A 22,380-nucleotide genomic window follows, 5' to 3' on the forward strand; every position below is an offset into this window, starting at 1 on the left:
AGGTGAAGTTTTCACGCAGTTGCGTGAGATGCACGCGATTTTGATTTTTTTGTTTTCTTAAGTGATTGTTTTTCAATGATTTTAGATTGGGTTGAGCTTGGCATGCTGTGTGCAATAGGTTCTGGCGTCATGTCTTTCGTGACGTTTACGGAACCACTGAAATGCACAACTTGAAAATCATTTGCCCCAATGGCCATCTTGGCTTTGCGCCCTTGCGCGAAGAGAGTTTCAACATCGGCGTGGAGGCACAGCCGGACTACATTGCTGCGGATTCCGGCAGTGACGATGTGGGGCCGGTGCCTTTGGGCTCGGATACATCCACCAGCCCTGAAGCGTGGCAGCGTCACGACTTGGAGCGGATGCTGCTGGCCTCGCGCAAATTAGGGGTGCCCATGGTCATCGGCTCTGCGGGGGATACCGGCTCCAACAGCCGGGTGGACCTGTATGTACGCCTGCTGCAAGAGTTGGCGCAACAGCACGGGTTGCCCAAGTTCAAGATTGGCTATTTCTACTCCGAAGTCAGCACCGACGTGGTCCGTCGAAAAATGCAGTCGGGCAGCGCGGTCCAGGGGCTGGATGGGTTTGAGGACCTGACGGATGCGGAGCTGTCTGCCACGGACCGCATTGTGGCGGTGGCGGGCGTGCACCCTTATCTGGAATTGCTGCGTCAGGGTGTGGACGTCATCATCGGGGGGCGTAGCTCCGATGCGGCGGTGTTTGCAGCACCGGCTCTGCACCATGGGTTTGCGGCCGATCATGCGTACTACCTGGGCAAGGTCTTGGAGTGCGCCTCGTTCTGCGCCGAGCCTTACGGCGGCAAGGAAACGGTCATGGGGGTGATATCCCATGAGGATGTGCAGGTGACAGCCATGTCGCCGGTGCAGCGCTGCACCATCGCATCGGTCTCGGGTCATGCCATGTACGAGCGCTCGAATCCTTATGAGGAGTATGTGCTTGGTGGCCGTTTGAATATGGCCGACTGCCATTACGAGCAGTTCTCGGAGCGAACCACCCGTATTACGGGCTCCAAGTTTGAGCCCGCCCAGCGATTGCGCGTCAAGCTCGAAGGCGCGGGCAAGGTGGGAGAGCGTTTTGTGGGCCTGTGCGGCATCCGCGACCCCTACACCATTGCGAACGTGGATCGTGTCATTGCATGGGCGCGTGAGCAGGCACGTCTGCGGTTTGGTGAGAGTGGCTACGCACTGCACTACAACGTGTATGGCCGCGATGGTGTGATGGGCGAGCTGGAGCCTTTGCGCGATCAGCCTGGGCATGAACTGTGCGTGATGGTGCAGGGTGTTGCACCGACGAAGGAGATGGCGGAAGAGCTGACCATGATTGGCCTGCGCCAGATGTTTTATGCCCGACTGCCGGACGTCAAAGGTACGGCAGGCTCGGTTGCTTTCCCCCTGGACGAAGTGCTGCACGCCAGCCCGGCATACCGCTGGACGCTCAACCACACCATGGAAGTCGACGATCCGCTGGAATTATTTCCGACGCATGTGGTTGAGGCAGGTGTTTAAGTCAAGAGAGGCAATAACGATGAAAACGCAAAAATTGAGTGCATTGGCCAAGACGATCCGCAGCAAGAACGCAGGGGTCAACAAGATCACGTTCGACATTATTTTTCGCGATACCAAGACCTACGAGGCGGTGAAGCGCTCTGGTGTCATCAGCAGGCAAACCATGGAGACGCTGTTCAAAGTGCCAGCGCAGCGCATTTCCGATTTTGTCGAGTACGACCCGGGGCTGGCGATCAAGTTCACCATGTACCGCCGCTCGCCCAGCGGCAGTGCCGGAGACGGTGACATTTTTGGTGCGCAGCAATATGCGCCATTGCTTGATATCGACGTGCCAGTCTGAAGGTTTGAATCAACTTATCCACTGAGGAGGCGGAACCATGCGTAATCTAGTGAAGTATGTTGGTGCGTTGACTGTGGCGGTGTGGGGCATGGCCAGTGGTCATGCGGCAACGGGGCAAGCGCCCCAGCAAGTTCCACCCATGATTAAAATTTTGGTGCCCTTTTCTGCGGGGGCCAGCAACGATGCGATTGCGCGTGCGATTGCCCCTTCTCTGGCAAAGCGCTTGCACACCACGGTGATTGTGGAGAACAAGCCTGGGGCGGCGGGGACGATTGGTGCGGATGCAGTGGCCAAAAGCCGCCCTGATGGCTCTGTGCTGCTGCTGACGTCTTCGACGTTCCTCACTGCAGGGGTGACGCAGGCCAAACTGCCTTATGACCCTGTGAGCGCTTTCACGCCGGTGGCGCTGGTGGGGCAGGGCCCCATGCTGGTGGCTGTGGCAGCGTCGATGCCGGTCAACTCTCCCTCGGAGTTGGTGGCGGCGGCAAAGCGCAGCCCCGGCACCATCACGTATGGCAGCTCCGGCAATGGCTCTATCGCCCATCTGTCGGCAGAGATGCTGGGTAAAGCCGCAGATATCCAGATGACCCATGTGCCCTACAAAGGCGCAGCCAATGCGCTGCTGGACATGGCCTCTGGGCAAATCGACATGATGATCTCGAACTACTCCTCACTGGCCCCGCAAATTCAGGCAGGCAGGGTCAAGGCACTGGCGGTCACCAGCAGCCAGCCCTCGGCGGCTTTCCCGAAGTTGCCGGTCATGGCAGAGGTTGCACCCGGGCTGGAAGCAGAAATCTGGGTCTCTGTGTTTGCGCCTGCGGGAACGCCGGAAGGATTGGTGAATTTGCTCAACCGTGAAATCAGCGAGATTGCCAAAGAAAAGGAAGTTTTGACGCTGCTGGAAATGGACGGCACGGTGCCTGCTGATCTGTCACCTGCCGCATTGAAGGCGCGTATTCCTGTGGACCTGCAGCGCTGGAAACAAATTGCGGTGGAGAAAAAAATCCTGACCGAGTGAGTGTGCAAGGCCGACGGTATGGACTGATCCTGAGTCGATACGAAAAAGCCCCAGTTCATTGCTGAACTGGGGCTTTTGAATTTGGTGGCTTGGGACGGGATCGAACCGCCGACACGCGGATTTTCAATCCGCTGCTCTACCAACTGAGCTACCGAGCCGTTCACTGTTTAAGTGAGAAGGAGATTGTAGCGCAAATTTCTGGGGGTTTTAAGAAAATCCTGAAAAAGATGCGCGGCCTGCCATCTCTGGGGCGTGGGGCAGGGCGTTTGCCGCGTTAGGGTGCGTTGACAAAACCGCCATCCAGGGCGGGTTCGCGCAGCAGGTCTTCGTGCACGCCCATGCTTTCGCTGGCGCGCTCCAGTGCCTCCCACATGGGGGCGGGCATTTGCAAAATGCGCTCGGGTGTGCGGGATTGGGCAATCCATTCGCTGATAAAAGCGTGCTGATCGGTGGTCAACAGCTCGAGGTGCAGCATCTCGTCAATGGTCTTCATCGGGTGCCCTCTCTGTATGTAGTGATGGACTGGGGCTGGACTGGTCGTGCCAGCACCCCGTCGTGTGCCATGACCTACATGGTGCCAGAGCTGCGGCGCTGCAAAAGGCTGGTGGGTATCGTGGGTATAAAAAAAGCGCCGGTCAGGCGCTTTTTGGTGGCACATGCGGTGCGTCAGTCCTTGGCGTAGGGGTCGGCAAAACCGAGCTCGGCCATGATCTCGGTCTCGTAGGCTTCCATCTCGTCGGCATCTGCTTCGCTGGTTTCGTGGTCCCAGCCCTGGGCGTGCAAGGTGCCATGCACCACCATGTGGGCGTAGTGCTCTTCCAGCGATTTGTTTTGCTCCTGCGCTTCGCGCTCAATCACCGGGCCGCAGATCACCAGGTCGGCCTGCACCGTGGGTTCGTACTGGTAGTTGAAGGTCAGCACATTGGTGGCGTAGTCTTTTTTGCGGTACTGCAGGTTCAGGGCCTGGCCTTCGTCAACGCCCACAATGCGCACGGCCATTTCGGCATCCACAGCCAGGGCATGCTTGATCCATTGGGTGACCTTGGCTTCGGTCAGCAGGGCTTGGTGCGCGGTCAGGTTGTCAAACGTGCCGAATTGCAAAGAGAGATCGATATTATTCAGAGTCATTTTGGCCTCTAAGGCTTATGAATTAAGCGCTAGTAGCTATCAATACTTATGGTTTTAACGCGCCGAGCGCCCACCGTTGCCGGCGTCGTAGGCATCCACAATGCGCGCGACCAGCGGGTGGCGCACCACGTCGGCACTGGTGAAACGGTTGATGGAGATGCCTTTGACGCGCTTGAGCACACGCTCTGCGTCAATCAGGCCGCTCATTGCGCCCTTGGGCAGGTCGATCTGGCTGACGTCACCCGTGACCACGGCCTTGGCGCCAAAGCCGATGCGGGTGAGGAACATCTTCATCTGCTCGGGCGTGGTGTTCTGCGCTTCGTCCAGAATCACAAAGGCATTGTTCAGCGTGCGCCCGCGCATAAAGGCCAGGGGGGCAATCTCCAGTGCATTGCGCTCGAAAGCCTTTTGCACCTTCTCGTAGCCCATCAGGTCATACAGTGCGTCGTACAGGGGGCGCAGATAGGGGTCCACCTTCTGCGTCAGGTCGCCGGGCAGAAAGCCCAGGCGCTCGCCCGCTTCGACGGCCGGTCGGGTCAGCACAATGCGCTGCACGGCGCTGCGCTCCAGCGCATCGACGGCACAGGCCACGGCCAGATAGGTTTTACCGGTGCCAGCGGGGCCGATGCCAAAGGTGATGTCATGCTCGGCAATGTTCTGCAGGTACAGCGCCTGGTTGGGCGTGCGGGCACGCAGGTCGGCACGGCGGGTGGTGAGCTGGATGGCGTCAGGCTTGGCTTCGATCATCTCGGCGTCCCCGGCCAGCATCAGCTGCAGGGTTTCTTCCTTGATGGGGTCGTCGGCCATTTCATACAGCGCTTGCAGCAACTCCATGGCTTCCGTAGCCTTGGCTTTGGGGCCATCCACCTTGAACTGCTCGTGGCGGTGCGCAATCTTGACCTGCAGACCCACTTCAATGGTGCGCAGATGGGCATCTGCAGGGCCACACAGGTGGGTCAGGCGGGTGTTGTTGTGGGGTGTGAAGGTGTGGCGCAAGATCACGCTGATAATTCCTTGCTAGGAAAGTCGCAGCCAAACCGGCTGCACAAAAAGGATCGCAATGATAGGCAAACTGACTGGAACCCTGCTGGAGAAGAACCCGCCAGAAGTCTTGGTGGACTGCCATGGCGTGGGCTATGAGGTGCAGGTGCCCATGAGCACGTTCTACAACCTGCCCAACCTGGGCGAGAAAATCAGCCTGCTTACGCACTTTATCGTGCGTGAGGATGCCCAGTTGCTGTATGGGTTTGCGACCGCGCAAGAGCGTCAGACATTCCGCGCGCTGATCAAGATCACCGGCGTAGGTCCGCGCATGGCGCTGTCGCTGCTGTCAGGGCTGAGCATTGATGAGCTGGCACAGGCTGTGGCGCTGCAGGAAGTGGGTCGTTTGGTCAAAGTGCCGGGCATTGGCAAGAAGACGGCCGAGCGCTTGCTGCTGGAGCTCAAGGGCAAGTTGGGCGATGCTGTGGTCAGCGGTGCGGCCGCACAGGTCAAAAGCGATGCGCAGTCCGACATTCTGCAGGCGCTGCTGGCACTGGGCTACAGCGAAAAAGAAGCAGCCATCGGCCTCAAGGGGCTGCCCGCCGATGTGGGGGTCTCTGACGGTATCAAGCTGGCCATCAAGGCTTTGACAAAGTAAGCGCCCATGAGCATTCACACCGAAGATTTTGGCGAGGGCTTTGCCCCTGCGCCCGCGCGCAAACCCCGCGCCAAGGCAGCGCCCAAAGCCCCCGCCGCTGAAGGTGCCGAGGGCAGCGTGCGCAGCCCCACCATCTCGCCCGCGCCGGTGAACAAGCACGAAGAAGCGCTGGAGCGCGCGCTGCGCCCCAAATTGCTACAGGAATATGTGGGCCAGGCCAAGGCGCGCGAGCAGTTGGAAATTTTCATCGGCGCTGCGCAAAAACGCGGTGAGGCGCTGGATCACGTGCTGTTGTTTGGCCCGCCCGGGCTGGGCAAGACGACGCTCAGCCACATCATTGCGGCAGAGCTGGGCGTCAATCTGCGTCAGACCAGTGGCCCGGTGCTGGAAAAGCCCAAGGACCTGGCGGCGCTGCTGACCAATCTGGAAGCCAACGATGTGCTGTTCATCGATGAAATCCACCGCCTCAGCCCGGTGGTTGAAGAAATTCTGTACCCCGCGCTGGAAGACTTTCAGATCGACATCATGATCGGGGAAGGCCCGGCGGCACGTTCCATCAAGCTGGATCTGCAGCCCTTCACGCTGGTGGGCGCTACGACCCGCGCGGGCATGTTGACCAACCCGCTGCGTGACCGTTTTGGCATTGTGGCGCGGCTGGAGTTCTACAACGCCGAGGAGCTGGCGCGCATTGTCACGCGCAGCGCAGGCCTGCTGGGTGCCGTGATCGACCCGGAAGGGGCGCAGGAGATTGCCAACCGTTCACGCGGCACGCCGCGCATTGCTAACCGCTTGCTGCGCCGTGTGCGTGACTATGCCGAGGTCAAAGGCGACGGCACCATCACCCGCGTGATGGCGGAAAAAGCGCTGTCCATGTTGGATGTGGACCCGCGCGGTTTTGACGTGATGGACCGAAAGCTGCTTGAAGCCGTGGTGCACCGCTTTGATGGCGGCCCGGTGGGTGTGGACAACATCGCCGCCAGCATTGGCGAGGATGCAGGCACGATCGAGGATGTGATTGAGCCTTACTTGATTCAGCAGGGTTATCTGCAGCGCACGCCGCGCGGGCGCATTGCCACCAAGGCGGCTTACCAGCATCTGGGACTGGTGGCACCACAGGCGGCAGGTTCGCTGTTCAACTAATAAAGCGTTGGTCTGGCACGCGTGCTTGGGCACCTGTGCGATGCTGTGTGCAGAGCCTCTTTGGGAGATGCGTCTTGAACCTTCCGATTTCTTCACCGGACAAGCCCCAGGTCCAGGTACAGGCACGCCCGCGCTGGTGGCTGCTGCTGGGCATGGCTGCGCTGGTGCTGGTGGGGGGCTATGCCGGTGTGCAGAAGTGGCGCGGCCCGCAAGTGCCGGCGGTACAGGTGCAGACGCAGCCGCTGGTGCGCACGCTGCAATTTTCAGCGCGGGTTGAAACCCGCTCGCGCGTGGGCGTAGGCAGCACGGTGGTGGGGCGTGTAGCGCAGGTGCAGGTGCGCGAGGGCGATGCCGTGCAGGCTGGCCAGTTGCTGGTGCAGCTGGAGCAGGCCGAGCAGCAAGCTGCCGTGCAGCAATCGCAAGCCAGCCTGGCGCAGGCGCAGGCACAGCTGGCCAATGTGCGCACCAACAGCCGCATCGGCAATCAGGCCCAGGTGGCCCAGGCCCAGGCCAGTGTGGCCCAGGCCCAGGCAGACTGGGCGCGCAACCAGCAACTGGTGCAGCAGGGCTTTCTGAGTCAGGCTGCACTCGACGAAAAACGCAAGGCCCTGGACGTGGCCAGAGCGCAGCTGCAGGCCGCGCAGGCGCAGGCTGCGGCCTCGGCCGATGGCGGCGCTGAACTTCAAGGCGCCCAAGCGCAGGTGGCACAGGCACAGGCCGCGCTGCAGGCCGCACAAGCGCAGCTGGTGCAAACCCGCCTGAGTGCCCCCAGTGCCGGCAAGGTGCTGCTGCGCGATGTGGAGCCGGGTCAGATCGTGCAGCCCGGGACGGCCCTGCTGCAGCTGGCGCTGGATGGCCCGACACTGATCGTGGCACAGGTGGACGAGCGTTTTTTGAGTCAGCTGCGCGAAGGCCAGAGCGCCGAGGTGGTGGCCGATGCCTTTGCCGATCAGCGTTTGCCTGCGCAGGTGGTCTCAATTGCGCCCGGGGTGGATGCGCAGCGCGGTGCGGTGGAGGTCAAGCTGGCGCTGAATGGCGCGCTGCCGGTCTTTTTGCGCGAAGACATGACGTTGTCCGTCTCTGTAGAAACCGGGCGCGAAGTTAGCGCACTGGTGCTGCCGCTGGAGGCATTGCAAGGTGCACGCGAAGGCAGTCTGCAGGCGCAGGTGCTGGTGCTGGAGGGCGGAAAGGCCGTGGCGCGTACCGTGCAGGTCGGGTTGCGCACCTTGCAGGCGGCACAGATTACGAACGGGTTGCAGGCGGGGGACGTGGTGGTGCTGCCACCAGCGCAGGATGGCCAGCGTGTGCGTGCACAGCAGCGTAGGGCACCGTGATGGCGCAGCGCATGCCTCTGGGCTTTGAGTGGCGCGTGGCATTGCGCTTTTTGCGCGAAGGCCGCATGCAAAGCCTGCTGATCGTGGCCGGTGTGGCCGCAGGCGTAGCGGTCATCACCTACATTGCCGCGCTGATTCAAGGCCTGCAGGCCAATACCGTGGCCAAGACGCTGGGGACGCAGGCGCACATCAGCTTGCGAGCACCGGAAGATGTGCTCACGCCCATCACCAGTACGGTGGCTGGGGCGGTAGAACTCAGTGAAACGCAGCCACGTGCGCAGCGCCTGCGCTCGGTGGCCAACTGGCAGCAGTTGTTGCCTGCGCTGGAAAAAGTGCAGGGGGTGACGGCGGTCTCCCCCATGGTGTCCGGCTCGGGTTTGGCGCTGCGCGGAGAGGCTTCGCAGTCGATGGCGCTGATGGGCGTGGAGCTGGAGCGCTATCAGCGGATCGTGAATCTGCGTGAAAAAATCGTTGCAGGTGCGTGGGGGCTGCAACCGGGCGACGCCATGATTGGCAAAGAACTGGCAGCCGATTTGGGTGTGCGTGCGGGCGACCGCTTCACCATCGACACCGGTAGCGTGACAGACAGTGTGCGCGTGTCGGCGCTGCTGGATATGGGGGTGAAAGATTTGAACCGCCGTACCGTCATCATCCCATTGCGCAGTGCGCAAAGCCTGCTGGGCGTGCCTGGCGGTGCCACGGTGCTGGATATGCAGGTGCAAGATGTCTGGCAGGCGGATGTGCTGGCCCAGCAGTTGCGTGCGCGCTATGCCTATGAGATTGAAAGCTGGCAAGACACGAATGCGCAGCTGTTGTCTGCCTTGAAAGCCCAGAGCATGAGCACCGCGATGATTCGCGCGGTGGTGCTGGTGGTGGTGGTGCTAGGGATTGCCAGTGTGCTGGTAGTCAGCGTGGTGCAAAAGCGCCGCGAGATCGGCATTTTGCGCGCCATGGGCACCACGCGTGGGCAGGTGTTGCGTGTGTTTTTGCTGCAGGGCGCTGTGGTGGGGGCAGTCGGTTCGGTGCTGGGCGTGGCGCTGTCATGGGCCTTGATTGCCGTGTTCACTGCCTTTGTGCGCGGGGAAGACGGTGGCCCGCTATTTCCGATTGCGTTGGGTTGGAGCGAGGTGCTCTCGGCCACCCTGACGGCCACGGCCTGTGGTGTGCTGGCCGCCGTAGTGCCCGCGCGCAGTGCTGCGGCGATGGACCCGGCGCAGGCCATCCGGGTGTGAGGGAACGTTATGGCTGAAAAGAACGATGCAACACCGGCGCTGCTGCAGCTCAGTGCGGTGCGCAAGTCCTATAACGTGGGACAGCCCAACGAGGTGGAAGTGCTGCATGGGGTCGATCTGCAAGTGCAGGCCGGTGAATTCATAGCGCTGGTGGGGCCTTCGGGCTCTGGCAAAAGCACGTTGCTGAATGTGCTGGGACTGCTGGAGCGCATGAGCAGCGGCCGTTATTGGCTGCAGGGCCAGGAAACCAGCGCACGCGATGACAACGGCCTGACGCTGCTGCGTCGCCAGAGCCTGGGCTTTGTGTTTCAGTTCCACCACTTGCTACCGGCGTTCACGGCGCTGGAGAACGTGACCCTGCCGGCGTTGATGGCGCAGGGCATGGTCGGCGCACAGGAGCGCTCGCGTGCCGGCGCACTGCTCAAGGCCGTGGGGCTGGGCGATGCACTGCACAAAAAACCGTCTGAGTTGTCTGGTGGCATGCAGCAGCGCGTGGCGATTGCACGGGCCCTGGTGCATCGGCCACCGCTGGTACTGGCGGACGAGCCAACGGGCAACCTGGATACCCATACTTCGCAGGATGTGTTTGCGCTGCTGCGCGAAATCCACGCTGAGCAAGGTACGGCGTTTCTAATCGTCACGCACGACCCGCGCCTGGCCGAGCGCTGTGATCGTCGTGTGGAGGTGGTGGATGGGCAGATTGCGCAGGATCAGCGCCTTCAAAACTTATAGTGTTTTTGGCCTCTAGCACTTGTTTAGTAAGCGCTGGTAGCTCTTATTTTTAATGGCGCGACGCGCGCAGTGTAGGCAGCATGCCGTGCACGATCAGCCATTGCGCCACGTAGTACGTGCCCAGCACCCAGAGCTGGGCTGCGGGAACGGGGGCCACAAATTTGTCGATCGCCAACGTGGTGTCGCTGAGCACAAAGATGATGGCCCCGGCAGCCACGCAGCAAGCTGGCGTGGTGCGCAGCACCGTGGCACGCCCGATGGCTTGCGCCGCCATCAAGGTAATGACCAGCACATAAGCGGCCACAGGGATACGCATGGCAGCGGGCAGGCCATGCATCCACAAATAGGTATAGATGCCGGCGCCGGCCAGCAGGCAGCCCAGCAGGGCCAGTTTGTGGGGTTGCCAGCGGCTGTCGCGCGCAAACAGGGCGATGTAGCACAGGTGCGCCAGCAAAAACGCCACCAGCCCTGGCAGGAAGGTACGGGGCGTCAGCAGGCAGACATCACCGATCAAGCTCAGAGCCAGGCCAGCCAGCAGCAGCCAGGTGGAGCGGTGGTGGCGATCCGCCAGTTGCCAGACACAGGCCAGCGCGATCACCATGGTCAGCGGCTTGAAAGTGGCGTAAGCGCCAAAGTGGCCCCACAGGGCGCTGAGGGTGGTGGCTGTGGCGCAAAGCGCCATGGCCCATTGCAGCGGGTGTAGGCGGTGTGAGGTGGTGTGCATAAGCGGCGTAGTCTGCCGCCTGCGCGCAGGCTTGCGCATTGGTGCTGTCCCTGCATGGTGTCCGCAGAGCCACACCATGGGCGCTCCACAGCGCGTGAAAGTGGGCAATCTCTGAAGCCGGTGGAGTTTCGTGCTTTCCCTTAAAATTGACCCTCTTTACCTTGAGCGGCCTGCTGTGCACCTGCGCGTGCGGCCCTTTGTCGCAACGCGTGGCAGCAGCCACGACAGAACCGTCCCCATCCAGTGTCATACGCTCCAGAAACACGGCGCCGCCGCACCTTTGCCATCATTTCTCACCCGGATGCGGGTAAGACCACGCTGACCGAAAAGCTGTTGCTGTTCTCGGGAGCGATCCAGATTGCGGGTGCCGTGAAGGGCCGCAAGGCCTCGCGCCACGCTACGTCCGACTGGATGGAAATTGAAAAGCAGCGTGGTATCTCGGTGGCATCGTCGGTGATGCAGATGAGCTACCGCGACCACGTGATCAACCTGCTCGACACCCCCGGCCACAAGGACTTCTCGGAAGACACCTACCGCGTGCTGACTGCCGTGGACTCGGCCCTGATGGTGATTGATGCGGCCAACGGTGTGGAATCGCAGACCCGCCGCCTGATCGAGGTTTGCCGCCAGCGCAACACGCCCATCATCTCGTTCATCAACAAGTTTGACCGTGAAGTGCGCGACCCGCTGGACATCATGGACGAAGTCGAGCGCGAGCTGGGCATGCCTTGCTGCCCCATCACCTGGCCTGTGGGCCAGGGCAAGCTGTTCGGCGGCATCATCAATCTGCGCACGCAGAGTATGACGGTGTTCGCCCCCGGCAGCGACCGGGGCCCCAAGGATTTTGAAGTCATCCCCCTGACCGAAGCCGACAAGCTACGTGCCCGTTTTGGCAAGGCCTTTGACGATGCGCTGGAGTCGATGGAACTGGCTGTGGGCGCTTCCGCTGAATGGAACCACGAAGATTTCCTGGCCGGCAAGCTGACGCCCGTGTTCTTCGGCTCCGGTGTGAACAACTTCGGTGTGATGGAAGTGCTGGATGCGGTGGTCGACATGTCGCCTCCACCCGGCCCACGCACGGCCTTTGTGGAAGTGAACCGCAACCGCGAAGAAAAAGTGGTGCACCCTGAGGACAAGGGCTTCTCGGGCGTGGTGTTCAAGGTGCAAGCCAATATGGACAGCAACCACCGCGACCGCATTGCGTTCGTGCGTGTGGCCAGCGGCAAGTACACCCCCGGTATGAAGATGAAGGTGCAGCGCACCGGCAAGGAACTGCGCCCCACCTCGGTGGTGACCTTCATGTCGCAACGCCGTGAAGCGGTGGACGAAGCCTACGCGGGCGACATCATCGGTTTCACCATCCACGGTGGTGTGCAGCTGGGTGATTCGATCACCGATGGCCCCAGCCTGCAGTTCACCGGCCTGCCCTTCTTTGCGCCCGAAATGTTCATGACCGTGGTCTTGAAGAACCCGCTGCGCACCAAGCAGCTGCAGCAAGGTCTGATGCAGCTGGGCGAAGAAGGCGCGATCCAGGTGTTCAAACCCGATGTCGGCGGCAATATGTTGCTGGGCGCCGTCGGTCAGTTGCAGTTTGAAGTGGTGCAGCACCGCCTGAAGACCGAGTACGACTGCGATGTGCGCCTGGAAGGCTGCCAGTACACCGGCGCGCGCTGGATCACGGCAGACACCCCCGCCGAGTTGCGCGAGTTTGAAAATGCATACCCCATGCGCTTGGCGCACGATGCGGCCGATACCTTGGCCTATCTGTGTACCAGCCCGTACGACGTGCGCCTGGCGCAGGAGCGTTTCCCCAAGATCCATTTCCATCCGCTGCGGGAGCATGCGGGCCTGGCGTTGGGTTCCGCCAACTAAATCGTTGCGCATATCGGCCTGCAGACGTTGTTGCACTGGCTTGTCGTAGCGCTGCTACTGCCTTCGCCAGTGCGTCGCGTCTGCACCGCTTCGCTGACCGATCTGCCCAACGCGGCAGAGTGATCGTCTCACCCGTGCTTGGCACGGGTTTGTTTTTGAGAGTGTGTTGTGAGCCAAGATTTCCTGCGTCCCCTGTCCGAATTGCCTGTGCCCACGAACTTGCTGGGCGTTCTGACCGATATCGATGACACCCTGACCACCGATGGCGTGGTGCCTGAGCATGTGGTGGCCGCCATTGGCCGCTTGCAAGATGCGGGCTTGAAAGTGGTGCCGATCACAGGCCGCCCGGTGGGTTGGAGCGTGCCGTTTGCTCGGTCCTGGCCGGTGAATGCCATCGTGGCCGAAAACGGTGCGGTGGCGCTGCGCCGCAATGCCGAAGGCGGTCTGGACAAGCTCTACCAACAAGACGACGACACGCGTGTGCACAACTTTGCCAAGATGCAGGAAGTGCTGGCGCAGATTGAGCAGCAAGTGCCCGGCGCGCAGCGCGCCACCGACTCGCATGGCCGCGAGTGCGACATCGCTGTGGACCACAGCGAGTTCACCACCATGCCCCAAGCGCAGATTGACCAGTGCGTGGCCATCATGAAGGCGGCGGGCATGAATGCCACCGTCAGTTCCATCCACATCAACGGCTGGTTTGGTGACCACAACAAGCTCGAAGGCGCGCGCTGGATTGTGCGTGAGCTGTTCGACATCGATCTGGACGCCACGCTGGGCCAATGGGTCTACATTGGCGATTCGACCAATGACCAGCTCATGTTCCAGAACGTGCCCTTGAGCGTGGGCGTCGCCAACATCGCGCGCTTTGTACCGCAGCTGCAGCACCTGCCGCGCTACGTCACGCAGGCCGAGCGTGGTGATGGTTTCGTGCAGCTGGCGGCGCATTTGCTAGGGCGCTGAACCGGCAGAATGTGACGCTGGTAAATATGATTCAAATAAGCCTCTAGCCCTTGCCTGATAAGCGCTAGCAGCTATGAATAGATGAATAAAAAGCCCAAGGTGAATGCCTTGGGCTTTTTTGTAGCTGGCAGCGCTGGCTCAGTCAATGCTGACCTGGGCTTTGTCGATCACGCCTTTGTACATGGCGGAGTCCTGCTCGATCAGTTGCTGAAACGCTGCGGGATCGCTGCCCACGGCGCCAAAGCCCAGCTGGGTCAGCTTGTCCTTGACCTCGGGGGATTGCACGGCTTCGGCAATGGTCTTGGACAGCTTGTCGACGATGGGTTGGGCCGTACCCTTGGGCGCCAGCACACCCACCCACGAATTCATCACAAAGCCGGGGAAGCCAGATTCTTCCATGGTGGGGATCTGGGGTTCACCGGGCCAGCGCTGCTTGGAGGCCACGGCCAGCACCTTGATCTTGCCGTTCTTGGCGTGGGGCATGGGAACCAGCGCGGGGTCAAACAGCATGTCGACCTGGCCGCTCATCAGGTCCGCCAGGATGGGGGCGCTGCCGTTGTAGGGTACGTGTTGGGCGTTGAGCTGGTTCTCCTGGGCAAAGCGCGCACCAATCATGTGGGCGCTGGCGCCAGTGCCGCTGGAGGCGTAATTCAGGGGGTGTTTTTGACCGTACTCCGCCAGTTCCTTGGCGTTTTTGACGGGCAGTTTGTTCGAGGTAAACAAGAACATCGGCAGATCGGCCACGTGGCTTACCGCCACAAAATCACTGGGTTTGTAGGGCAGCTTTTTGTACAGCGACATATTGACCGTGTAGGCCGCCAGCACGCTGACAAAGTTGTAGCCATCGGCGGGCGTGCGGGCCATTTGCGCGACGCCGATGGTGCTGTTGGCGCCGGGTTTGTTTTCAATGATGACGGGCTGCCCCAGGCGCTTGCTGACGGCATCAAACACCGTGCGGCTAACGATGTCGGTGGAGCCGCCTGGCGTGTAGGGCACTGTGACTTTGATGGCCTTGGTGGGCCATGGTGCCGTGCTGCCCTGTGCATGGCTGTAGCCAGCTGCCAGCAGGGTGGACAGGGCCAGTACCGTGGTCAGGCTGCTGTGGCGGCAGGAGGGGGTGCGCTGGGCCATAGGGGTGTCTCCGGTTTCTTGGTTTCTCAGGCAGCGGTACTGCCGTTTTATAAATGTCGCCATCAATGTATGAATGACGACATTTCAAATATAGAAACCAAGGCCGGGACAGCCACTGGGGCAATCCCTTGCCGTCTGTCGCGCAGGTGTCAGCCAGTGGTTGCCGCCGCAAAGCGGCGGGCTACTTCCGGCCAGTCAATGACACGGTAGAAGGCCTGGATGTATTCAGGGCGGCGGTTCTGGTAGTGCAGGTAGTACGCGTGTTCCCACACGTCCAGCCCCAGGATCGGCGTGTGGCCCGATGCAATGTCCGTCATCCAGGGGCTGTCCTGGTTGGCGCTGCTTTCCACATGCAGCCTGCCCTGTGTATCCACCGCCAACCAGGCCCAGCCGCTGCCAAAGCGGGTCAGCGCTGCTTGGGTAAAGGCTTTCTGGAAGGCTTCAAAACCACCGAGATCGCGGTCGATGGCAGTGGCCAAAGCACCAGTAGGCTGACCGCCACCGGTGGGGGACATCACGCTCCAGAACAGGCTGTGGTTGGCATGGCCACCGCCGTTGTTGCGCACCGCCGCGCGCAGCTGTTCAGGAAGTGTCTGGAACTGGGCCAGTAGTTCTGGCAGCGGCATGTCCATCCACTGTGTGCCTTCCAGCGCGGCGTTCAGGTTGTTGACGTACGTCTGGTGGTGCTTGGTGTAGTGGATCTCCATGGTCTGGGCGTCGATATGGGGTTCGAGCGCGGTGTACGCGTAGGGCAAGGCGGGCAGGGAGTAAGCCATCGAAGGTTTCCTGTAGTGGAGAAAAGAGCATGTACGGCTTCAGGCCGCATCTTCGTGGCTGGGCTCCGTGGCCTGGCTAGGTTGGTGTGGTGCGTGCAGCAGGTCCAGTGCCGGCGGCTGTGCTGCCAGCAAACAGGGTTTTCCGGTGCGCTTGCATTGGTCGTTATCGCGCCAGTGGTCGCCATCCAGGACACAGCCTGTCTGGCAAATCAGCAACTCCGTGGTGCGCTGGCTGGCGGTATCGGCGGCCAAAGTCTGGGCATCCGAAGCGGTGGCGATCTGGTGCGGTGACTGGGCGGCGTACCAAGGTGCCAGCTGTGCTTGCAGGGCCAGCCGGGTTTCCCGTTCCCAGCACAGCGCCGTCTCGCGGATCACGGCTTGTGCACGCAGTTGAAAAATGGTGGCCTGCAGCTGCTCGATGTGGCGGTGCTGTTCGCTGATGTGCGCGCTGCAGCGCGTCTGCGTTTCTGCATACAGACGCATGAGCGCACAGTGTTCATGGGCGGCAAGGTCAGCGAGGTCGGATGTCTGAAACATGGTTGGTGCACCTCCATGTGGGGCCTGAGCAGGCAAGGGAAACAAAGCAAGCAGTCCGGATGGGATGGGAGTGTGGATGTTGCAAGTATTAAATGAGAATTATTTTTATTCAATATGCAAGGCAATGTCGTAATCTGCAAAGGGTTTAGCGGGGCGCTGCCAGCAGGGTGGATGGGCGAAAAAAAAACCGAACCTGTGAGGGTTCGGCTGGAGGGGGAGCGCGGTGCCCGGCTTAGCGTGCCAGCACGGGCGCAATGGCCAAGCCGGTGTGGGTGCCAAGGGCCACCACCTCCTCGGGCGTGCCTGCCGCCACGATCTGGCCACCGCCGGTGCCGCCTTCGGGGCCCAGGTCAATGATCCAGTCGGCTTCGGCAATCACATCCAGATCGTGCTCGATCACGATCACGCTGTGGCCGCCGTCCACCAAGCGGTGCAGCACGCGAATCAGCTTGTCCACGTCGGCCATGTGCAGGCCCACGGTGGGCTCGTCCAGCACATACAACGTGTGCGGCGTTTTATTGCCGCGCTTGGTAATGTCATCGCGCACTTTGGTCAGCTCGGTCACCAGCTTGATGCGCTGGGCCTCGCCGCCGCTCAAGGTGGGGGAGGGCTGGCCCAGTGTTAGATAGCCCAAGCCCACATCTTTAAGCAGCTGCAGTGGGTGTGCAATCGACGGCATGGAGGCGAAGAATTCCACTGCCTCGTCCACTTCCATCTGCAGCACATCGCCAATGCTTTTGCCGCGCCAAGTCACGGCCAGCGTCTCGGGGTTGAAACGTGCGCCGTGGCAGGTTTCGCAAGGCACTTTCACATCGGGCAAAAAGCTCATCTCGATGGTACGCATGCCTTGGCCTTCGCAGGCGGGGCAGCGGCCTTCGCCGGTGTTAAAACTGAAGCGCCCAGCGCCGTAACCACGGGCCTTGGCCTCCAAAGTGTCTGCAAACAGCTTGCGGATGGTGTCCCAAAAACCGATGTAGGTGGCGGGGCAGGAACGCGGCGTTTTGCCAATCGGCGTCTGGTCCACTTCCAGCACGCGGTCAATCACTTCGGTGCCCCAGATGGCTTCGCAGCCCACCAGTGCGGGTGTCTTGCCGGCTTCAGCGGCCTCGCGGCCCGCCTTGGTGCTGCGCTGGCTGACAAGGTTGGCCACATTGGTCAGCAGCACATCGCGCGCCAGCGTGGATTTGCCGGAGCCGGACACCCCCGTGATGGCCACCAAGCGCTTGAGCGGCACGCTGGCTTCAATGTCTTGCAGGTTGTGCAAGTTGGCGCCGTTCACTACCAGCCATTGCAGCGGACCGGTGGCCTTGCTGGTGGGCTGCTGTAGCTCCGCATTCAGCGCAGCGCTGTCGGCAGCCAGTGCGGCAGCCGCATCGGCAGCGATTTGCTTTTTGGTGCATTTTTTGGGTTTTGCGCTGGCTGCACCTACACTAGTAGCTTCTGTTTGAATAGCATCAGCATCGTCTCCCCCATGCACCGCACGACGGGCTTGGTAGGGGTGGCGCATGGCGTGCAGCAGGTAGCGGCCGGTTTGCGAATCCTCGGCGGCCATGATGTCCGCCGGCGTGCCTTGGGCCACCAGGTGGCCACCACGCTTGCCTGCGCTGGGGCCGATGTCGATCACATGGTCGGCACGGCGGATGGTGTCTTCATCGTGCTCCACCACCACCAGCGTGTTGCCCTTGTCGCCCAGCTTGTGCAGGGCGTTGAGCAGGATGTGGTTGTCGCGTGCGTGCAGGCCGATGGTGGGCTCGTCCAGCACATAGCACACGCCCTGCAGATTGCTGCCCAGCTGGGCGGCCAAGCGAATGCGCTGGGCTTCACCTCCACTCAATGTGGGCGCGCCACGGTCGAGTGTCAGGTAGTTCAGGCCGACTTCTTCCAAGAACTCCAGACGGCCCAGAATTTCGGGCAGCAGGTCGCGGGCAATATCGGTTTCGCGGCCGGTGGTGCTGAGGTTCTGGAACCACTGGCGCAGTGCACTCACCGACATTTGTGCCAGTTGCGTAATGCTCTGGCCGTGGAAGCTCACTGCGCGTGCTCGCGCGTTCAGGCGTGTGCCCTGACAGCTGGGGCAGGTGCATTCTTCGAGGTCTTCGACCTCGTTGGCAGTCAGCGTCAGCTCGCGGCCCCGGTTGTCTTCGGCCAAGGTGCTGTCGTCGTACACCTTGCGCTGGTCTTTGGTCAGTTTCACGCCCGTGCCCACGCAGTCTGGGCACCAGCCGTGCTTGCTGTTGTAGCTGAACAGGCTGGGCTCCAGCTCGCTATAGCTGGTGGCGCAGATCGGGCAGGCGCGCTGGGTGGAGAAGACTTGCAGCGTGCCCACGCCCAAGCCTTGGTCGGGTGCGCCAATGGCGGCCTCAAGGTTGTCGATGCCCGACAGCACATGCACCACGCCTTTGCCAATTTCCAGCGTTTTGGTGAGTTGAGCGCGGAGTTCTTTCTCGTTCGCCGCCGTCACCTTGACGCTGGCCACGGGCAGCTCAATCGTGTGTTCCTTGAAGCGATCCAGACGCGGGAAGCCGGTGGTGGGCAAGAAAGCACCATCCACGCGCAGGTGCGTGTAGCCCTTGGGGCGTGCCCAGTCGGCCAGCTCGGTGTACACGCCCTTGCGGTGCACCACCAGCGGAGCCAGCAGGCCGATGTGCTGCCCTTTGAACTGGCTGAGCAGTTGCGCCGCAATGCGTTCGGGCGTTTGTGGCTCTACCGCAGCGCCGTCGTGCACACAGTGTTGCGTGCCCAGCTTGACGTACAGCAGGCGCAGGAAGTGCCAGACTTCGGTGGTGGTGCCCACGGTGGACTTGCGCCCGCCGCGCGACAGGCGCTGCTCAATCGCCACGGTGGGCGGAATGCCCCACACGGCATCCACTTCCGGACGGCCCGCGGGCTGAACGATGGAGCGCGCATAGGCGTTCAGCGATTCGAGGTAACGGCGCTGGCCTTCGTTGAACAAAATATCAAACGCCAGCGTGGATTTGCCGGAGCCAGAAACGCCCGTCACTACGTTGAACTTGCCGCGCGGAATGTCCACGCTCAGTCCCTTCAAGTTGTGTTCACGGGCGTTCACAATTTCAATGGCATTTTTGGTAGCAGGCGCTTTGCGGGCGGGCGCTGACAGCTCTTTTTTGTAGAGCATGGGAGCGACTTCTTCCACCAACTGCCCGCCAACCCCCATGGCCAGGTCGTATTCACGCAGCGCTTGCGCGGTGTGAGAGCCTTTGACTTGTCGCACGTCCTCGGGCGTGCCTTGGGCAACGATGAAGCCGCCGCCATCGCCACCCTCGGGGCCGAGGTCAATCAACCAGTCGCTGGCGCGGATCACGTCGAGGTTGTGCTCAATCACGATCAGGCTGTTGCCCGCTTCCAGCAGCTTGCGCAGCGCGCGCATCAGCTTGGCAATATCTTCAAAGTGCAGGCCGGTGGTGGGCTCGTCAAACAAAAACAGCGTGCCCTTACGCGCGATTTTTTGTTTGGATTTGGAGGCGGTTTTGGCCGCTTCCGCGAGGAACCCTGCGAGCTTCAAGCGCTGGGCTTCACCCCCAGAGAGCGTGGGCACGGGCTGGCCCAGCTTTACGTATTCCAAGCCCACATCGACGATGGGTTGCAGCGCGCGGATCACGTCTTTGTCGCTGGCGAACAGCATGGCGGCTTCGGCCACGGTCAGCTCCAGCACATCACTGACATTCAACGCGCGGCCATCGCGCTCAATGGTGATTTCCAGAATCTCGGCGCGGTAGCGGCTGCCGCTGCAATCGGGACAGCGCAGGTAGACGTCGGAGAGAAATTGCATCTCCACGTGTTCAAAGCCAGAACCTCCGCAGGTGGGGCAGCGGCCGTCACCGCTGTTGAAGCTGAATTTGCTGGCCGTGTAGCCACGCTGCGCGGACAGGGGCGCGAGGGCAAACAGCTCGCGAATGCTGTCCCACGCACCGACGTATGACACGGGGTTGGAGCGTGCGGTTTTGCCAATGGGGGACTGGTCCACAAACACCACATCGGCCAGATGATCGGCGCCCAGCAGGCGGTCAAATGCACCGGGGCTGTCCGTGGGCTTGCCAAAGTGACGCATCAGGGCCGGGGCCAGAATGTCCTGAATCAGCGAGGACTTGCCGGAGCCGGAAACGCCGGTGATGGTGACCAGGCGCTGCAGTGGAAAGTCGACATTCAGGTTTTGCAGATTGTGCTGGCGCGCGCCTTCCAGAATCAGGCGCGGCGTGCTGTCGGTGACCATGCGTTTGAGGCCAAAACCCACTTGCTTGCGCCCGCCCAGGTACGCGCCAGTCAGCGTGTCGGCGTGCTTGAGCTCTTCGGTGGTGCCGTCAAACACAATCTGGCCGCCTTTGGCGCCGGGGCCTGGGCCCATGTCGATCATGCGGTCGGCGGCAAACATCACAGCGGGGTCGTGCTCCACCACCACCAGCGTGTTACCCGCATCGCGCAGGCGGTGCATGGCCTGGGTGATGCGCTCCATGTCGCGCGGGTGCAGGCCAATGCTGGGTTCGTCCAGCACAAACAGCGTGTTCACCAGAGAGGTGCCCAAGGCCGTGGTCAGATTGATGCGCTGCACCTCACCGCCCGACAGCGTGCGGCTTTGGCGGTCGAGCGTGAGGTAGCCAATGCCCACGTCGACGAGGTATTTCAGACGCGTACCGATTTCTTCGTTCAGCAGTTTGAGGGCTTGGTACTCGCCCTCGGCCAAGCCGGTGGCGTTGGCCAGATTCAGGCTGTCAAAAAAGCTGCGCAGCCGCGTAATCGGCAAGCGCATCAAATCATGCAGGCACAGGCCGGGCAGGGCCTCCAGCTCGGCACGGCTCCATGCCACGCCTTGGGGCAGAAAGCGCTGGGCTGGGGGCAGCACCGCATCGGCTTGCGCCTTGCTGCCAATGCGCCACAGCAGGCTTTCGGTTTTCAGGCGGGCGCCCGCGCAGGTGGGGCATTCCGTGTAGCTGCGGTACTTGGACAGCAACACGCGGATGTGCATCTTGTAGGTTTTGGTTTCCAGGTATTCAAAGAAGCGGCGAATGCCGTACCACTGCTTGTTCCACGTGCCTTTCCATAGCGGTGAGCCTTCAATCACCCAGTGCTTTTGCTCGGTGGTCAGCTTGCTCCAGGCAATGTCGCGCGGAATGCCTTCGGCCTCGGCGTGGCGCATCAGGTCGTCCTGGATCTCTTTCCAGCCGGGCGTTTGAATGGGTTTGATGGCACCGGTGCGCAGTGTGAGTTTGTCATTCGGAATGACCAAGCCCCAGTCCACACCAATCACGCGGCCAAAGCCGCGGCAGGCCTCGCACGCGCCCACGGCCGAGTTGAACGAGAACAGCGAAGGCATGGGCGCTGTGTAGCTGAGGTTGCTTTCGGGGCAGTGCAGGCCCTGAGAGAACTTCCAGGTGAACGTCTCGCTCTCCTCGGGCATCACATACACAGTGACATGGCCGTCGCCACGTTTGAGGGCGACATCAATCGCCTCCATGGCGCGGGCGCGCTCCACGCGGCTGAAGCGGAAGCGGTCGGCCACCACGTCCAGCACTTTGACTTTCTCGGGCGCTGCCGCTTTGGCTTTTTTGCCTTTGGCGGGGACTTCGGTCGCAGGGCGCTCTTTGTCGACCTCGCGTTCGGCCTGTACCTTGGTAAAGCCGCTAGCAGACAGCCATTGTTCGACTTCTTCTTGCGTGGTGTTGGCCGGCAGCTCCACTGGGAAGGTCAGCGCAATGCGCGGGTCGCCTGCGGCCTCGCAACGCTGCTGCAGCGCTGCAAAAATCGTTTCATTGGTGTCGTGCTGCACCGGCAGCGTGGTTTGCTGGTCAAACAAATGGGCCGCGCGCGCAAACAGCAGCTTGAGGTGGTCGTTCAGCTCCGTCATCGTGCCCACGGTAGAGCGGGAATTGCGTACCGGGTTGGTCTGGTCGATGGCAATGGCGGGAGGCACACCTTCTACGCGGTCGACTGCGGGCTTGTCCATGCGATCCAGAAACTGGCGCGCATAAGCGCTGAAGGTTTCGACATAGCGGCGCTGCCCTTCGGCAAACAGCGTGTCAAACACCAGGCTCGACTTGCCGGAACCACTGGGGCCGGTGACCACGGTGAGTTCACCCGTGCGAATGTCCAAGTCCACGTTCTGGAGGTTGTGCTGGCGTGCGCCACGGATGCGAATTTGGCCTTGGGTCATGGTGTGCAGGGAGTGAGCGAAAACAAAGCGGCCAATCATTCTAGGCAGGGTGGTGCCGTTGGTCGGAAAAAGCGGCAAAAGCACATGCAGTTGTGGGCCAAAAGTACAAAGGGCTTGCCTTTGCA

At 61.5% G+C, this 22,380-nt stretch carries 18 protein-coding genes and 1 tRNA gene; 10 read left to right on the forward strand and 9 right to left on the reverse strand.

Going from position 1 to position 22,380, the window contains the following annotated elements; translation table 11 throughout:
* Positions 1–161: 161 nt before the first annotated feature.
* Genes AC27VO_RS13520 through AC27VO_RS13530 form a run of 3 tightly spaced genes read left to right on the forward strand, consistent with a single transcriptional unit; the run spans position 162 to position 2,881 of the window.
* A complete protein-coding gene (locus AC27VO_RS13520) occupies positions 162–1,523 on the forward strand; it encodes an acyclic terpene utilization AtuA family protein (protein WP_488667241.1) in 1,362 nt (453 codons plus the stop codon).
* 19 nt (positions 1,524–1,542) lie between these two features.
* Entirely contained in the window at positions 1,543–1,863 is a 321-nt protein-coding gene (locus AC27VO_RS13525; protein ID WP_488667242.1) for a DUF4387 domain-containing protein, read from the forward strand.
* Positions 1,864–1,900: 37 nt separating this feature from the next.
* Positions 1,901–2,881, forward strand: coding sequence for a tripartite tricarboxylate transporter substrate-binding protein (locus AC27VO_RS13530; RefSeq protein WP_488667243.1), 981 nt, complete (start codon positions 1,901–1,903; stop codon positions 2,879–2,881).
* A gap of 82 nt (positions 2,882–2,963) precedes the next feature.
* On the opposite strand, the gene AC27VO_RS13535 is transcribed toward AC27VO_RS13530, so the two are convergent.
* The 4 genes from AC27VO_RS13535 to AC27VO_RS13550 all read right to left on the reverse strand — a co-directional run bounded on the left by AC27VO_RS13535 (position 2,964) and on the right by AC27VO_RS13550 (position 5,011).
* Positions 2,964–3,039, reverse strand: a tRNA-Phe gene (locus AC27VO_RS13535).
* 116 nt (positions 3,040–3,155) lie between these two features.
* Positions 3,156–3,374 carry a hypothetical protein gene (locus tag AC27VO_RS13540; RefSeq protein ID WP_488667244.1) on the reverse strand — a complete coding sequence of 73 codons (219 nt, stop codon included), beginning with the start codon at positions 3,372–3,374 and terminating at the stop codon, positions 3,156–3,158.
* A 173-nt stretch (positions 3,375–3,547) separates the two neighbouring features.
* On the reverse strand, positions 3,548–4,009 hold the full coding sequence (gene ybeY, locus AC27VO_RS13545) for an rRNA maturation RNase YbeY (RefSeq protein WP_488667245.1): 462 nt from the start codon (positions 4,007–4,009) through the stop codon (positions 3,548–3,550).
* A gap of 54 nt (positions 4,010–4,063) precedes the next feature.
* Positions 4,064–5,011, reverse strand: coding sequence for a PhoH family protein (locus AC27VO_RS13550; RefSeq protein ID WP_488667246.1), 948 nt, complete (start codon positions 5,009–5,011; stop codon positions 4,064–4,066).
* A 58-nt stretch (positions 5,012–5,069) separates the two neighbouring features.
* On the opposite strand from AC27VO_RS13550, the gene ruvA reads away from it, so the two are divergent.
* The 5 genes from ruvA to AC27VO_RS13575 all read left to right on the forward strand — a co-directional run bounded on the left by ruvA (position 5,070) and on the right by AC27VO_RS13575 (position 10,086).
* The gene (gene ruvA, locus AC27VO_RS13555; protein WP_488667247.1) at positions 5,070–5,648 is read left to right on the forward strand and encodes a Holliday junction branch migration protein RuvA; all 579 of its coding nucleotides are present in this window, start codon (positions 5,070–5,072) and stop codon (positions 5,646–5,648) included.
* A 6-nt stretch (positions 5,649–5,654) separates the two neighbouring features.
* Positions 5,655–6,788, forward strand: a complete 1,134-nt coding sequence (ruvB, locus tag AC27VO_RS13560) for a Holliday junction branch migration DNA helicase RuvB (RefSeq protein WP_488667248.1) — start codon at positions 5,655–5,657, stop codon at positions 6,786–6,788.
* 74 nt (positions 6,789–6,862) lie between these two features.
* Complete coding sequence (locus AC27VO_RS13565; protein WP_488667249.1) at positions 6,863–8,122, forward strand: efflux RND transporter periplasmic adaptor subunit; 1,260 nt, start codon at positions 6,863–6,865, stop codon at positions 8,120–8,122.
* Between the two features lie 11 nt (positions 8,123–8,133).
* Positions 8,134–9,354: an ABC transporter permease gene (locus AC27VO_RS13570; RefSeq protein ID WP_488667250.1), complete on the forward strand. Its 1,221-nt coding sequence runs from the start codon at positions 8,134–8,136 to the stop codon at positions 9,352–9,354.
* A gap of 9 nt (positions 9,355–9,363) precedes the next feature.
* Complete coding sequence (locus AC27VO_RS13575) at positions 9,364–10,086, forward strand: ABC transporter ATP-binding protein (RefSeq protein ID WP_488667251.1); 723 nt, start codon at positions 9,364–9,366, stop codon at positions 10,084–10,086.
* A 49-nt stretch (positions 10,087–10,135) separates the two neighbouring features.
* Here AC27VO_RS13575 and AC27VO_RS13580 read toward each other — a convergent pair whose 3' ends face one another.
* Positions 10,136–10,810 carry a lysoplasmalogenase gene (locus tag AC27VO_RS13580; protein WP_488667252.1) on the reverse strand — a complete coding sequence of 225 codons (675 nt, stop codon included), beginning with the start codon at positions 10,808–10,810 and terminating at the stop codon, positions 10,136–10,138.
* Between the two features lie 243 nt (positions 10,811–11,053).
* Here AC27VO_RS13580 and AC27VO_RS13585 point away from each other — a divergent pair, with 243 nt between their 5' ends.
* Both AC27VO_RS13585 and AC27VO_RS13590 read left to right on the forward strand, forming a co-directional pair.
* Positions 11,054–12,682: a peptide chain release factor 3 gene (locus AC27VO_RS13585; RefSeq protein ID WP_488667253.1), complete on the forward strand. Its 1,629-nt coding sequence runs from the start codon at positions 11,054–11,056 to the stop codon at positions 12,680–12,682.
* 168 nt (positions 12,683–12,850) lie between these two features.
* Positions 12,851–13,645, forward strand: coding sequence for an HAD-IIB family hydrolase (locus tag AC27VO_RS13590; RefSeq protein WP_488667254.1), 795 nt, complete (start codon positions 12,851–12,853; stop codon positions 13,643–13,645).
* Between the two features lie 138 nt (positions 13,646–13,783).
* Here the strand turns inward: AC27VO_RS13590 and AC27VO_RS13595 are convergent, their stop codons facing one another.
* The 4 genes from AC27VO_RS13595 to uvrA form a co-directional block, all read right to left on the reverse strand.
* Positions 13,784–14,776, reverse strand: coding sequence for a Bug family tripartite tricarboxylate transporter substrate binding protein (locus AC27VO_RS13595; RefSeq protein WP_488667255.1), 993 nt, complete (start codon positions 14,774–14,776; stop codon positions 13,784–13,786).
* 149 nt (positions 14,777–14,925) lie between these two features.
* On the reverse strand, positions 14,926–15,552 hold the full coding sequence (locus tag AC27VO_RS13600) for a superoxide dismutase (protein WP_488667256.1): 627 nt from the start codon (positions 15,550–15,552) through the stop codon (positions 14,926–14,928).
* A 39-nt stretch (positions 15,553–15,591) separates the two neighbouring features.
* Positions 15,592–16,089 (reverse strand): DUF2325 domain-containing protein, encoded by a 498-nt coding sequence (locus tag AC27VO_RS13605; protein WP_488667257.1) that lies wholly within the window; start codon positions 16,087–16,089, stop codon positions 15,592–15,594.
* 232 nt (positions 16,090–16,321) lie between these two features.
* On the reverse strand, positions 16,322–22,255 hold the full coding sequence (uvrA, locus tag AC27VO_RS13610; protein ID WP_488667258.1) for an excinuclease ABC subunit UvrA: 5,934 nt from the start codon (positions 22,253–22,255) through the stop codon (positions 16,322–16,324).
* Between the last annotated feature and the right edge of the window lie 125 nt (positions 22,256–22,380).

It is taken from the genome of Comamonas sp. 14P8.1.4 (assembly GCF_057799285.1).